Below are 14,554 nucleotides of genomic sequence, written 5' to 3' on the forward strand. Positions count from 1 at the left end.
CCATGCGCTATCCCTGTGGGAGCTGGCTTGCCGGCGATGGGCCGCAAAGCGGCCCGCTTTCGGCGAGGTGAAAAACAGACTTATCCCCTTCCTTGTAGGCCATTTCCCAATCCTCGCCGAACCCAAGACTTGCACCAAGGCTGATTAATATGTCGCCAGGGCCGGCCCTTTCGCGGGCACGCCCGCTCCCACAGGGCCACCACAGGTTTCAAGACTTGCGCAGTACCTGTGGGAGCGGGCGTGCCCGCGAAGAGGCCGGCCCAGGCAGTCGAGAATTTTCAGGGGATTCAAAATGACCACGGAATACACCCAATTCACTGTCGAGAAGCCGATGATGATCTGGGCTGCCCACTACCTGAGTGCGATAGCCAAGGCGCTGATGGATCCGGCGCCAGCTGGCCTAGGCTGATGCAGCTCAGAGCCGGCCCAACAACTCCTGCCGCTCGCGCCAGATCTCCTGTACAAAGGGGTCGGTCACCCCATACAGCCCATGCCCCCGACGCATGATCAGGTTAGCGGCCAGCAGTTCGTTGGCAACCGGCTGTATCTCTTCGACACGCACTTCACGCCCCACAGACTTCGAATACTCGGCCGCCGCTTCGTTGGAGAACACCCCACGCGCATCGCCTTCGACCGATGCGATCCGGGCAAAAATCGCCTCAGCCAGGACGCCCAGCTCCTCTACTTTCATCAGCTCCAGGTCAGCAGCCGCCGACCGCAGCGTTGATGCGATTACCGGCAGCACCTCATCCGGCCCTATCCCGGACGCAGGTGAGTGAACCAACTGCCGAAGTGCACGAATGAACTCCTCGGGCCTGCTGCCCAGCGTTTTGAATGCCTGTGTCGCGACATCCAGCGACGGCAAGTTGCCCAGGCCATCTTTTGCGAGCCGCTTGAGCCAGAATTCGACATAGTCTCTGTCCAGCACCGGATACGGCACGTTTGTGGCACCGGCAAAAGCCTGGTTACGCCGCGCGGTCAACTCGTTGACCATCGCCCGGTGAGAGCCGGTACCGATGAACAGGAAGTGCCCTGGCGTGTTCGGGCGCGGATTGATGGCATCGCGCGCAGCCTTGAGCGCAAGCATCATCTGTTGGCCGTCCTCGGTTGTGATTGCCTGCTGCACCTCGTCGACGACCAGCACGACGTCAGTCCTGGCCTGGTCCACAACCTCGGTCAGCGCTTCCGCCAGTGTGACACCGCCCTCTGTGCCCAAGGTTTCCAGGTTGAAGCCAAACTTCAGCCCAGCCACTTCGACCTCCGCGCCACGCAGGGCCTTCAGTTTCTGCAAGAAAGCCGAGGTAGGTTTCTGAAGATCAGCAAGGGCTTTACGCACTGCGGCGAGGACTAGCACGACCGGGCTGGTCTGGGTATCACTCCAGAGGTCGACATAGATCACCAATGCACCCATTTCCTCCAGAGCAGGGATCAAGTCGTTCTTTAAAAAGGTGGTTTTACCAGTCCTGCGCAGCCCGGAGAAAAACAGCCCTGATCTCAAGCCGATATCCAGGGCGGACGGTTTCAACAGCTGCCTGGCCATGTCGGCAGCCAGTTCACGGCGCGGGAAGATGTCGATCATGGCTTTATCCGAAATTATTGAATAACAATAATTATTGGCAGAGAATAATTTAATGTAAAGGCGTACCGGCAGGGCGGATCGAAAGCCATCATCAAATTTTCTGACAACAATCGTCTTCCATCATCAGCCAGATCGGGCATAAATTCTCCACCGTCAACCCCAGCAGCAACGGTAGAGCCCCATGTCCAGCCCACAACACCAGCCCGCCTCCCCTGCCCTGATCACGCTGATCCAGCGCTCCGGCCTGCCCAGCCCTGCGCTCGGCGAAGCCCAGGCACATGCCGTGCTGCAAACGCACTACGGCATTGCCGGCAACCTCTCGGCACTAGGCAGCCAACAGGACCTGAACTTCCGTGTAGACGCACCACAAGGCCGTTTCGTGCTCAAGGCCTGCCACGGCAGCTACGCCCAGCTGGAGCTCGAGGCCCAGCACGCGGCCCTGGCCTACCTGCGCGAACAGGGCTTGCCAGTGCCCGCCGTGCGCCCGGCCAGCGATGGCCAGATGCTGCTGGCGCTGGAAATAGACGGGCAACCGCTGCGCATGCGCCTGCTCGACTACATCGACGGCCAGCCACTGACCCGCCTCAAGCACATGGAACCACGCCTGATGGCCGAGCTCGGCGGGCTCTGCGCGCGGCTGGACAAGGCCTTGGCCACTTTCGACCACCCGGGCCTGGCGCGCACCCTGCAATGGGACCCGCAACATGCCCAGCCACTGATCCAGCACCTGCTGCCCGTGCTGGGCAACGCCGAGCAACGCGCGCGCATCGAGCAGGCCACCCAGCTGGCCGCCGAGCACCTGGCGCCGCTGGTCGACCAGCTGCCAAGCCAGGCCGTGCACCTGGACATCACCGACGACAACGCCGTCTGGGCCCGCGATGGCGAGCGCCAGTGGCAGCTGCAAGGGGTGATCGATTTCGGCGACCTGTTACGCACCTGGCGCATCGCCGACTTGTCGGTGACCTGCGCGGCGCTGTTGCACCACGCCGAGGGCGACCCGCTGCGCATCCTGTCGGCCGTGCGTGCCTACCAGGCGCTCAACCCTCTGAGCGAAGCCGAACTGCGGGCGCTGTGGCCACTGGTGCTCAACCGCGCCGCCGTGCTGGTGCTGAGCAGCGAGCAGCAGCTCGCCGTCGACCCCGGCAACCAGTACACCCGCGACAACATCGCCCATGAATGGGAAATCTTCGACACGGCCACCGCCGTACCTTTCGCATTGATGGAAGCGGCCATCCTGCAGGCTGCGGGCTTGCAGCCTGCCACGCCGGACCTGAGCGGCTGCGTCCCCCTGCTCCCGGAACTGGATGGGCAGGTTGTGACGCACGTCGACCTGGGCGTGCTCAGCGAGCATTGCGAGGCGGGCAACTGGGAGCAACCGGGCTTCGACCAGCACCTGCTGACCACGCAACCGGCCCCGGCCTGCAGCCTGCACGGGCAGTATCGCCTGTCGCAAACCCATATCGACCGCCCCGAAGAGCCCGCCACCTGTGCCCTGGGCGTCGAGCTGCATGTACCCAACGGCAGCCTGGTGCAAGCGCCAGATGCCGGCACCTGGCAGCGCCATGGCGACGGCCGTGGCTGCCTGCGCAGCGCGCACTGGGCATTGTGGCTGCAAGGCCTGGAAGATGCGCCTGCAGATGGCCAGGCCGTGGAAAAAGGCCAGTCGCTGGGCAGCAGTTGTGGCTTCCTCAGCGTGCAGCTGTGCCTGGATAGCGGCATCCAGCCGCCGTTCTTCGCCACCCCATCCCAGGCGGCCGCCTGGCTGGCCCTGTGCCCGTCACCAGCTGCATTGCTGGGCTTCGACTGCAATGCCGAGCCGCTGCCCGATCCACAGGTCCTGCTGGCCCGCCGCGATGCCAGCTTTGCCCGCTCGCAGAAGCACTACTACGCGCAACCGCCTCACATCGAACGCGGCTGGCGCAACTACCTGATCGACATGCAGGGCCGCTCGTACCTGGACATGCTCAACAACGTCGCGGTGCTGGGCCACGGCCACCCGCGCATGGTCGCCGAGTCGGCACGGCAGTGGTCGCTGCTGAACACCAACTCGCGTTTCCACTACGCGGCCATCACCGAGTTCTCCGAACGCCTGCTGGATTTGGCACCCGAAGGTTTCGACCGGGTGTTCATGGTCAACAGCGGCACCGAAGCCAACGACCTGGCGATTCGCCTGGCCTGGGCCTACAGCGGCGGGCGCGACCTGCTCAGCGTGCTGGAGGCCTACCACGGCTGGTCGGTGGCCACCGATGCCATTTCCACTTCCATCGCCGACAACCCGCAGGCCCTGGAAACCCGCCCGGACTGGGTGCACCCGGTCGAGGCACCGAACACCTTCCGCGGCCGCTTCCGTGGCGCCGACAGCGCCACCGACTACCTGCGCGACGTCGACGCCAAGCTGGCCGACCTCGACGCCCGTGGCCGCCAGTTGGCGGGCATCATCTGCGAGCCGGTGTACGGCAATGCCGGTGGTATTTCGTTGCCGGCCGGTTACCTGCGCGAAGCCTATGCCAAGGTCCGCGCCCGGGGCGGCGTGTGCATCGCCGACGAAGTGCAGGTCGGCTATGGCCGCCTGGGCGAGTACTTCTGGGGCTTCGAGGAACAGGGCGTGGTGCCCGACATCATCACCATGGCCAAGGGCATGGGCAACGGCCAGCCACTGGGCGTGGTCATCACCCGCCGCGAGATCGCCGAAGCGCTGGAGGCCGAGGGCTACTTCTTCTCCTCGGCCGGCGGCAGCCCGGTCAGTTGCCGCATCGGCATGGCGGTGCTGGATGTGATGCAGGAAGAAGGCCTGTGGGACAACGCCCGCGACACCGGGCGCTATTTCAAGGCGCGCCTGCAGGCACTGGTGGACAAGCATCCGCTGGCTGGCGCGGCACATGGTTCGGGCTTCTACCTGGGGCTGGAACTGGTGCGCGACCGCGCAACGCTGGAACCGGCAACCGAGGAAACCATGGCCCTGTGCAACCGCCTGCGTGACCTGGGCATCTTCATGCAGCCGACCGGTGATTACCTGAACATCCTCAAGATCAAGCCGCCGATGTGCACCACCCGGGCGAGCGTGGACTACTTTGTCGACAGCATTGATCGGGTGCTCTCCGAAGACCTGTAAAGCATTGCGAAGCTGGCCGAGGAGTGTTCATACTTTTCGGCCACAACGCTTCCTCGTCATCAGGTTTACTGACAATGGCCTTTACCAGCGACTCCCTGGCAATCTTCCTCGCGGTGCTGGAGGCAGGCTCGTTCTCTGCCGCCGCGCGCAAGCTGGGGCGTGTGCCTTCGGCCGTGAGCATGGCCATCGCCCAACTGGAGGCGGAGCTGGACCTGGTGCTGTTCGACCGGGCCACGCGCAAAGCCTTGCCCACCAGTGCCGCCCTGGCCCTGGAGCCCCAGGCCAGGCAGGTGATCTGCCAGCTCAACCTGCTCGACGCCCAGGCCCTGCAACTGCACAAGGGCCTGGAAAAGCGCCTGACCATCGCCATGGCCCCCGAACTGCAGACCGGCCGCTGGAGCCAGCCGCTGGAAACCCTCGCCCAGGAATTTCCCAGCCTGGAAATCGAAGTGCGCTCGGCCACCCAGGCAGAAGCCATCCGCCTGCTGCATGACGGCAGCGTGCAACTGGCACTGGTCTTCGAACGGCCTGGCATCGACGAGCGCGAGTCATTCCTGGAAGCCGGCAGCCAGTTGCTGGTGGCCGTCGCCTCCCCCCGCCATCCAGCCGGGCAGAACAACGGCATGCCATTGCCGGAAGAGGCTTTCGCCGAACAGCGGCAAATCATCGTGGCTTCGGGCAAGGCCACCGGGTCGGACCCGCGCATGGTGCTGTCGCGGCGCATCTGGCTGACCGACAGCTACCTGGCCACGCTCGACCTGGTGCAATCGGGGCTCGGTTGGGCCTACCTGCCGCAGCCGTTGGTCGAGCCATTGATTGCTTCGGGCGCGCTGGCGGAGGTGCGCTTCGACAACATGGCCAGCCGGTTGCGCTTGTGGGTGGATATCATCTGGGTCAAGTCGCGCCCGTTGGGCCTGGGCGCGCGGCGTTACCTTGACGTGATGCGCCAATGCTTTGAAACAGAATCCCCGAGGTCCTGAGCGATACGACCACCTCGTCCGAAAGCGAAAAATCCTACAACTGGTTAGGAAGCCAATAACTACCTGCGGCATTGATTCCCCGTTAGGTTTCTGCTCGCCATCAAGAAGAAAAGGAACTTCTCATGTCGAGCCAGTCCGCGCAGGGCTACGTGCAGTCGGTCGATCACTTCGCCAACCAGCAGCGCCAACCAGAAGAGACCCTCTACCTTTTACTGGACCCATTCGCCGGCTGCCCGCCTGAGCACCCACTGGCCATCGCTGCCCTCAGCGAAGCGCTGGGTAGTGATGCCGTAACGCGCGTCGACTGCAGCGGGCTGGTGCAGGATCCTGAGTGCTGGCCAGCTCTGGTGCGGCTCGCCAAACCCGGCGATGCGCCCACAGCCCTTGCCCCATTAAGCGCGACCTGCGCCGCTCGTGAATCGGCAGCTACCTGGCACTACGTGTGTGGCTGGCTGATCAGCGATCAACCCGCCGACCTCATCGCCCAGCACATCAGCCAGCAGTGTCAGGTGCTGCGTCAACCAGAACCGCACGGTATCACCGCCTGGTTCGAACCCGTGCGGCTGGCGCTGCTGCGCGCAACCCTGAAAAACGCAGGCGAAGTCCTCGGGCCTGTTCGCAGCTGGCTATATCCCGATGGTTGTGGCAGTTGCGAGGTATTCGAGCGAGAACCCATGGCTGGCGAACTGGCCGTCCCCGAGGCCGTAAGGGCGACCCAGCACGTCGCACCACAGATCATTCAACTGCTCGGCGCCTGGCATCGCCTGAGTGCCGTGCAGCATCCCCATGGACCCTGGCACTTCGCAGGTTCCTCAGGCTTGCCGGAAAACGCCCCCACCCATGCCATGAACCTGATCCTCAAGGCCTTCAGGCAAGGCCTGCGCGACCGTGCCGATATCCAGTGCATGTGCCTGCACATGCTCATGATCCACCCACTGCTCCTTCAGCACCCGACCATCCAGCACGAGGTGGAAAAGGCAGCGGCCGGCGAGCAGCGCCTGGCGGACCGCTTCGCCAGCTACGACGACTGCACCTGGTCGCACATCGTCGCCGGCCTGCCGAAGGCAAGGAGTTACTCATGAGCATCAGCAAAGCCATCCACATCGCCATGCAGGAAGAGATCCCCAACACCTACGGCACCTGTAATGCCTGCGAACGCTCCGGCCTGCCGATTCTGCTGCTGCGCGAGGCCTACGCCCCGCGCCCGGATACGGGGCGCCCCTATCGCCTGGCAGATGATAGCGAAATCATTTTCCACCCGATGCACACCGACCAGTTGCGCCTCCTGCGCCAGGGTTATGTCTACGTACTGCTCGACCAGGAAATCTGGCAGGCCTACGAGGTAGCGGCGGAAGGTACCTTGCAGCGCTTTCCGGTATCGCAGATGCCCTTCGGGCCACCCAGGTCGTTACCCAAGGTATGCGCCACCGAAGGCCACGATGTGATCGCCTCGTTCATCAACATCGATACCCTGCTCTACCGCAAGGCCTGGATCGCCTTCGCCAACGACCCCTGGCCCCGTGCGGTACTCGACCGCTATCGGCAAGGCATCGCCGACAGTGACCCGGGCACCCTCGCCCGCTTCGTCGAAGTGGACCTGCACACCGCACGCAACGACCCTGCCAGCCTCGGCATCGCCATGACCGACAGCTTCCGCTTCGGCCTGGAACAGGTGCTGGAGTTCTCGACCTTTTCCTCTGCCAGGTTTACCAGCGCTCATGGCTTTTACAGCCGCCTGGGCCGCTGGCATGAAACCCGCACGCATGTGCGCAATGTCATCCAGCAGGAACAACTGCCCAATGGCCTGCTGGCGCTGACGCTGCCCGACCCGGTCGGCATGGTCATGGAGCTCAACGCGCAACGCACTGGCTGGGTGCAAGCCCTGCAGGAATGGCGGGCGCAGCCGCAGCGGCACTTCGAGTACTTCACCTCGCAAGCACTACTGGGCATCCGCGAACTGCACGCTGCCATGGCGGCCGTGCAGGGTGCCGAGGACGCGCAGCGGGAAGCCCGGCAGGTCGAGCAGTGGAACGACAGCCCGATCGCGGCCAAGGCGTATCTGCCGCCGGTGGACATCGACGCGCAGACCGAACGCAACACCGCGCGCAAACAGCAGGACGCCCGCGAGCGGCTGGAAGAGCGTTACGACGAAAGCGCCCGCGCCGCGTTCCAGGCCGATTACGACCGCGAACTGAAAAACTGGCAGTCGATGATCGACCAGGTTGGCAATCTGTATGCGCGGCACTATGCCAAGCGGGCGTTTCAGCAGATCGGCTACTACGACTATGACGCGACCTCCCCCGTTTCGGTGGAGTACTTCATCCAGATGATGGCCGCCTGCCTGGCCGGCGGGCCCACTGAAACCCTGCCGCAGGAGGGTCAGCCACTCGGGATCACCCAGCATATCTGGCAGCAGCTGCTGGAAGACGACCGCAGCCTGCTTTACCAGGCACTACTGGCCAAGAACCAGAAGCTGATGCAGCAGGTGGCCAGCGCGCTGTCCGGGGACGACTTCGGCAAGGTGTACGACATCATCAAGGGCATCGTCGGTACTGCAGACGGCCAACTGCTGATGATCAAGCCGATACAGGATGCCGTTGGCCAGTTGCTGGCCGCGACCAACAGCGCAGGGAATGCGCTCAGCCAGCACCTGAGTGAACGGACCAAGACCCTGATCGGCCATGTGCATCGCTCGGCGTTTGCACTGTTCGCCGGGCAGCAGGTAACGCCGCTGCGGGTGTCGCTGACAGTGGGCGAATACATGAGACTGCTCAATGAAGCCCTGGAGGCGCGGACCGATGCGTTTCTGCAGCAGGTAGACAAGCAGTTTCGTGACCCACTGGGCCGCAAGGTGCGGGCCATGGTGCTGAGTGGCGCGATCAATATTGCGGCAGCGGGTAACCGTAGCCAGATGATCGAGGTGATGCTCTGGACGTTGGAAAGTGCCGAGAGTTTGCAGGCGCGGCTGGTGCAGTTGCGCGAGGGTGCAGCCGGTGGCGTCGGGGCGCTGGTACGCAATGTTGCGATTGGTGCGGGTACGCTGCGTGCGCAGGTTACGAGTGGTTTGAAGATCAGTTCTACGGCCGCGCAAAGCGTGGCAAGCGATGCGATGCGCAGCCTGCGGGATGCTGCAGCGAGTAGCGGAAGTGCCGGGCTGTTATTTGCCTTGGGCAGCATGTGGTTCCATCAGGACAGCCTGGGCAAGAACTATCGAGCGTTGCAAGAGACGCATCAGGACAACCCGGAGGCGCTTGCGGCGATCTGGTCTTCCTCCCTGGGTTTGTTTGGGGCGAGTGTGGAGGCGGCAGGACTGGCTGTTGCACTCATACGCCCGAAGATACCGTGGCCCGGAACAGTGACGACAACGTCTTTGGGAACCGGTATTGCTCGATACGGCGCCGGTATTGCGGGAATAGCTGGAATGATGGATGGGGCACAGTACCTGTTCGCCAGCCTGCGTACTCATAAGCGCGGAGATTTAACGTCCGCAGATGGATACAGGACTGCGGGCATAATGGCTGGCGCTTCCGCCATTGCAGGTGTACTTGGAGCTTTCGGACCCGCCACATTATTTGGCCCAATCGGTATAGCTATCATTCTAGGACTGGCCGCCTATGCAATAGCTTCCGAGGCAAAGCAAAACGAATCCTCTTCAACAGAGCTTTGGGCTCGTCAAAGCAGATGGGGATTATCTGAAGACAACCGTCTCTGGACCGAAGCGAAGCATCTTGACACTGCAATTGGTGCTTTGAATGCGGCAGCAATTGGCGTTCAAGCCGAGATTTCCATAAGGACTCAACTCACCAATCATACGAACATGCAGACTTCCGAACCAAAAGGGATGATCATCGGCAACGAGCCTGCAATACCCGCAGAATACACACTCAATTATTACTTCCTCTTGCCTAAATACGCCGAGGGTAAATCTCGCCATGAGTGGCATTTAAGCATTCATCGTACTGGCGCTCAAAGAGAAATCATTACCGTATCGGGTGATAGTACTCCGACTAACCAATTGCAGATCAGCCTACCAAAGGGGAAGGGAGTCTTTGGCCATATAGACAACCCACAACCTTTGGTGCGTTTCAACAACAAGAACAATACGTTGACCATACAGGGAGCTCTGCCTTTACTGATAGATCATCACATCAACGCCATTGAACTTAGCCTGCGTTACTGGCCAGACAAGCAGGACGAACTTGGGCATGCCCATGTAACAATAACAGAAAACTACATGCACAGCTTGGAGCCCCTGACAAAATGGCCCGACCCTTATTAAATCCTGCCTGCCCGGGCTGGAAGGAAGACCTCCCCGACCCTTACACAGTCAACTCAACAGAAAAATACATGGGCAATCAAATACCTAACCATCAGTGCATGACTTACTTAGAGATTCCGCGACAAAGCGTATCCTCACGAGGGGTGATTTCAACCTTCGCCTTCCTCTTGTGCATATTTTTCGCCTTTAGCCTTTACATGATGACACTTACGCTCGATCCCCGAAATTTTAAATCGCTGCTGCTCTCAATATCTGAAGTCTTCTTGGTTAGCTGGCTGGTTACTATAGGCCTTCGCATGGATATTTCTCCACCTCGCGACGAACCCATCAGGTTCAACCGTGCGCGCCAGAAAATCTACGCCTACAACTTCAAACGCCAATGGTGGAACCCCTTCGACAAAGGCAAGGTCGTGCCGGTCAGTTACGACTGGTCCCAAGTCCGCGCCGAGCGCTGGTCACAAACCGGCGCCCTGCCAAACGGTGGGGTCATTTTCAAATGGGGTGTCATGCTGTCCATCGTCGCGCCGGGCACGAACAACGTCATCGACCGTTTTCACCTGAGTACGATGGGTGCCGACCAGCATGCCTGGGCCTACATCTGCACCTACATGCAGGAAGGCCCCTCAGCTCTGCCACCACCCGGCCCCCCCAAGGATCACAACGATGTGCTCTGGTGTGAGTTCGCCCTGCGCCTGGCACCCCGAGTAGAGTGGCCAGCGGAAATGGATCTGGAGTCGAGAACCGCCCCCTGAGCTTACTGTCTTACACTGCTTGCTCTGGCCCCATCGCCGGCATGCCAGCTCTCATAGAACTGCACATGACTCATTGAATTAGCAGGGACTCTATGGGAGCGGCTTCAGCCGCGAACACCGGCGCAGCCGGTGCCATGCACCGCGTTGGATTCTTCGCGGCTAAAGCCGCTCCCACAGGGTACGCGGGCCGCTTGCGAATTCAGTTTTCTACGCGACAACGCAGCCCAAAGGGCTGGGCAATCTCTCTTGGACTGCACATGACTCATTGAATTAGCAGGGACCCTGTGGGAGCGGGCATGCCCGCGAACACCGGCGCAGCCGGTGCCATGCATCGCGCTGGATTCTTCGCGGGCACGCCCCACAGGGGTTACATGGTCGGCGCCACCAACCTGTACCCCACCCCTGGCTCGGTGATGATGAACCGCGGCGCCGTGGGGTCATCGCCCAGCTTCTGCCGCAGATGCCCGACCACGATCCGCAGGTAATGGGTGTCATCCACATGGGTAGGCCCCCAGATATCCTTGAGCAGTTGCTGCTGGGTAATCACCCGCCCCGGGTGCCCGGCCAGTTGCGCCAGCAGCGCATACTCCTTGCGGGTCAGCGCCACTTCCACGCCATCCAGGGTCACCCGGCGAAAGGCAAAGTCCACCATCAGCGGCCCAAAACTGGCCGCCACTTCCGAGCCACCGGCCTGCGGCACCTGGCGCAGCAAGGCGCGCACCCGCGCCAGAAACTCCTGGATGCCGAACGGCTTGGTCACATAGTCGTTGGCGCCACCATCCAGCGCATCGACCTTCTGTACTTCACTGGCGCGCACCGACAACACCAGCACCGGCACCGCGCTCCATTCGCGCAGGTCACGCAGTACCTGCTGTCCGTCCATGTCCGGAAGGCCCAGGTCAAGCACCACCAGGTCCGGCTTGCCCAAGGCCGCCTGGGCCAGCCCTTCCATGCCGGTGGCGGCCTCGAGCACCTTGTAGCCTTGCGAGGCCAGGCTGATACGCAGGAACTTGCGGATCTGCGGTTCATCGTCGATGACCAGAAGGGTGGCGGACTGACTCATGGGGTTTCGCTTTCGGTTTCAGGTTGAGGAGGCAGCGGCAAGCATAAAGTGATGCTGGTGCCCTGGCCATCGATGCCTTCACCCACCAGGATCTGCCCGCCATGGGCACCGATCATGCCCTGGCAGATCGCCAGGCCCAGGCCGGTGCCCTGCCCACCGCGGTCGCCGCGAGCGGCGGTGTAGAACATGTCGAAGATCTTCTCGCGATCATCCACGGGAATGCCGGGGCCCTGGTCGCTGACGGCAAAGCACAACCGGGCGTCCTGCACCGACACCTGCAGCTCCAGCCGGCCATTGGCTGGCGAGAAGCGCGCGGCATTTTCCAGCACGTTGACCAGCGCCTGCTCGATCAACGCCGCATGCACGAAGAGCAACGGCAGCTCGGCCGGCACGTCGGTGTGCACCCGCAGCGGCGCCAGCACCGCGCGCAGGCGGTTGAGCGCGCTGCCGACGATATCGGCCGGGGCCACCCAGTCGCGGGCCAGTTTGAGGCCGCCGTGGCCCAGGCGGGTCATGTCGAGCAGGTTCTGGATGTAGCGGTCGAGGCGTTCGGCCTCGTTGCGGGTACCCTCCAGCAGTTCGCGGCGGTCGGCGGTGGGGATCGCCTCGCCCAACGCCAGCAGGCTGTCGATGCTGCCGCGCATGGCGGTCAGCGGGGTGCGCAAGTCATGGGAAACGGACGCGAGCAAGGCGCTGCGCAGCTGCTCGGTTTCACCATGCAGGCGCGCGGCCTCCAGCTGTTCGGCCAGGCGCGCGCGGGCCAAGGCCTGGGCCAGTGGCTGACCAAGGGCAGTGAGCAGGCGCCGGCGCGGGTCGCTGAGCGGCTGGCCGGAACGTGGGCGCACCCCGAGCAATGCCAGGGGCTGTTCATCCACCGCCAGCGGCCACCACCACCAGCGGCCATTGGGCAGGGTGTCGCTGCCATGACCGGCGGCCTGGCCGTGCTGCCACGCCCATTCTGCGGCGGCGCGTTCGTTATCGCTGAAGGCATGAGCTTCGCCGCTGGCCACCTGCAACTGGCCTTCGACATTGCGCTCCAGCAGGCACACCTGCATGTCCTGCCAACCGTCCAGGTGCTGGCCGGCGGCGTTGAACACCGCCTGGCGGTCGGTGGCCACGGTCAGCCGGCGCGACAGGTCGAGCAACTGGCTGGTCTGCGCCTGGGTCTCGCGCAGCGCCTGCAACTGGCGGCGCTGGCGGGCAGCCAGGTTGCCGGTGAGTGCAGCCATCAACAGGAAGAACACCAAGGTCAGCACGTCTTCTTCGCGCTGGATCCTGAACGACAGGTTGGGCGGGATGAACAGGAAGTCGTAGGTCAGGAACGACAGCACCGCGCAGGCCAGCGCAGGCCCCAGGCTGCTGCGCACCGCCACCAGCAACACCGCGGCCAGGAACACCAGCGAGATGTTGGGCAGGGCCAGCACACTCGACACCGCCCAGGCCAGGCCTGCGGCCATGACCGTTGCCAGCAGCGCCAGCAGGTAATGGCGCCAGACCCACACCCGCTGCACCGCCGAACGCGGCGCTTGCGGCTGCGCGTCGCGGTCCAGCACGTTGATTTCCAGGCCGTGGCTTTCGCGCAGCAGCCGCGCGGCCACACCGGCACCGAACAGGCGCCGGCGCAGGCGGTCGCGGGACTGCCCGACCAGCACCAGGCTGGCCCGCCGTTCGGCGGCATGCTGGATCAGCGTGCGCACCACTTCGCCGGCACGCAGCAGTACCACCTCCCCGCCCAGGCGTTCGGCCAGTTGCTGGGCAGCTTGCAGGCGCTGGCGCGCGGTTTCGTCGCGCAGGCGGCCGTTGTCCACGTGCACCAGGCTCCAGGGCAGGTGGCGGCGTTGCGCCACGCGGCTGGCATGGCGCACCAAACGCTCCGCCTGGTCGTCGCCATCCACGCCCACCAGCAAGCGCCCACGCAGGGCCGGGGCTTCCTGGCCGCGTTGGCGATAACCGTGGGCCAGGTCGGCATCCACCTGGGCAGCGGCGGTCTGCATGGCCAGTTCGCGCAGGGCGGTAAGGTTGGTTTGCGAGAAGAACGCATCGATGGCGGCCCGCGCCTGCTCGGGCACGTACACCTTGCCTTCGCGCAGGCGTTCGAGCAGCTCCCGGGGTGGCAGGTCGATCAGCACCAGCTCGAAGGCTTCCTGCAGTACCCAGTCCGGCAGGGTTTCGCGCACTTGCACGCCGGTAATGTCGCGGACCTTGTCGTTGAGGCTTTCCAGGTGCTGGACGTTGACCGTGGTGTACACATCGATGCCGGCGGCCAGCAGTTCCTGTACGTCCTGCCAGCGTTTGGCGTGGCGGCTGCCGGGCGCATTGGTGTGGGCCAGTTCGTCGACCAGCACCAGGGCCGGCGCGGCCTTGAGCAGGCCGTCGAGGTCCATTTCCTCGAGGGTGACGCCGCGGTACTGGCTGCGCAGCAGGGGCTGCTGCTGAAGGCCAGCGAGCAATACCTCGGTTTCGGCACGGCCATGGGTTTCGACCACCCCGGCCAGCACCTGCACGCCCTGGCGTTGCTGGGCGTGGGCGGCCTGGAGCATGGCGAAGGTCTTGCCGACGCCGGGGGCGGCGCCAAGGAATACCTTCAACCGCCCCCGGCCGCTTCGCGGGAGGGTAGCCAACAGCGCGTCTGCGCGGGCGGAGTCACTCATCTTTCATCCTTTGCTATTTCCAGCAAGCCGCAAATCCAGGGACAAACACCGTACCTGTGGGAGCGGGTTCACCCGCGAATGCAGTAGTAGCGCCACCGACGCATTCGCGGGTAAACCCGCTCCCACAGGGTCCCTGCT

Annotated in this window: 8 protein-coding genes; 5 read left to right on the top strand and 3 right to left on the bottom strand. The window is 63.4% G+C overall.

Annotated elements, in window-relative coordinates:
* Positions 1–415: 415 nt before the first annotated feature.
* On the bottom strand, positions 416–1,579 hold the full coding sequence (locus tag ABNP31_RS17515) for an ATP-binding protein (RefSeq protein ID WP_350012594.1): 1,164 nt from the start codon (positions 1,577–1,579) through the stop codon (positions 416–418).
* Positions 1,580–1,760: 181 nt separating this feature from the next.
* Between ABNP31_RS17515 and ABNP31_RS17520 the strand changes: the two genes are divergently transcribed.
* From ABNP31_RS17520 to ABNP31_RS17540, 5 genes are all read left to right on the top strand, one after another.
* Entirely contained in the window at positions 1,761–4,691 is a 2,931-nt protein-coding gene (locus ABNP31_RS17520) for an aminotransferase (RefSeq protein WP_350012595.1), read from the top strand.
* Positions 4,692–4,765: 74 nt separating this feature from the next.
* Positions 4,766–5,671 (top strand): LysR family transcriptional regulator, encoded by a 906-nt coding sequence (locus ABNP31_RS17525; protein WP_025339945.1) that lies wholly within the window; start codon positions 4,766–4,768, stop codon positions 5,669–5,671.
* Between the two features lie 122 nt (positions 5,672–5,793).
* Positions 5,794–6,753, top strand: a complete 960-nt coding sequence (locus tag ABNP31_RS17530; protein WP_238066642.1) for a hypothetical protein — start codon at positions 5,794–5,796, stop codon at positions 6,751–6,753.
* Complete coding sequence (locus ABNP31_RS17535; RefSeq protein ID WP_350012596.1) at positions 6,750–9,950, top strand: T6SS effector BTH_I2691 family protein; 3,201 nt, start codon at positions 6,750–6,752, stop codon at positions 9,948–9,950. The genes ABNP31_RS17530 and ABNP31_RS17535 overlap by 4 nt, the downstream gene beginning before the upstream one ends.
* Positions 9,932–10,702, top strand: coding sequence for a DUF6708 domain-containing protein (locus tag ABNP31_RS17540; protein WP_256578972.1), 771 nt, complete (start codon positions 9,932–9,934; stop codon positions 10,700–10,702). The genes ABNP31_RS17535 and ABNP31_RS17540 overlap by 19 nt, the downstream gene beginning before the upstream one ends.
* 367 nt (positions 10,703–11,069) lie before the next feature.
* On the opposite strand, the gene ABNP31_RS17545 is transcribed toward ABNP31_RS17540, so the two are convergent.
* The gene (locus ABNP31_RS17545; protein ID WP_289514654.1) at positions 11,070–11,765 is read right to left on the bottom strand and encodes a response regulator; all 696 of its coding nucleotides are present in this window, start codon (positions 11,763–11,765) and stop codon (positions 11,070–11,072) included.
* On the bottom strand, positions 11,762–14,416 hold the full coding sequence (locus ABNP31_RS17550) for a sensor histidine kinase (protein WP_238066646.1): 2,655 nt from the start codon (positions 14,414–14,416) through the stop codon (positions 11,762–11,764). The genes ABNP31_RS17545 and ABNP31_RS17550 overlap by 4 nt, the downstream gene beginning before the upstream one ends.
* Positions 14,417–14,554: the final 138 nt, after the last annotated feature.

This window comes from Pseudomonas asiatica (assembly GCF_040214835.1).
GTDB lineage: Bacteria > Pseudomonadota > Gammaproteobacteria > Pseudomonadales > Pseudomonadaceae > Aquipseudomonas > Aquipseudomonas putida_Z.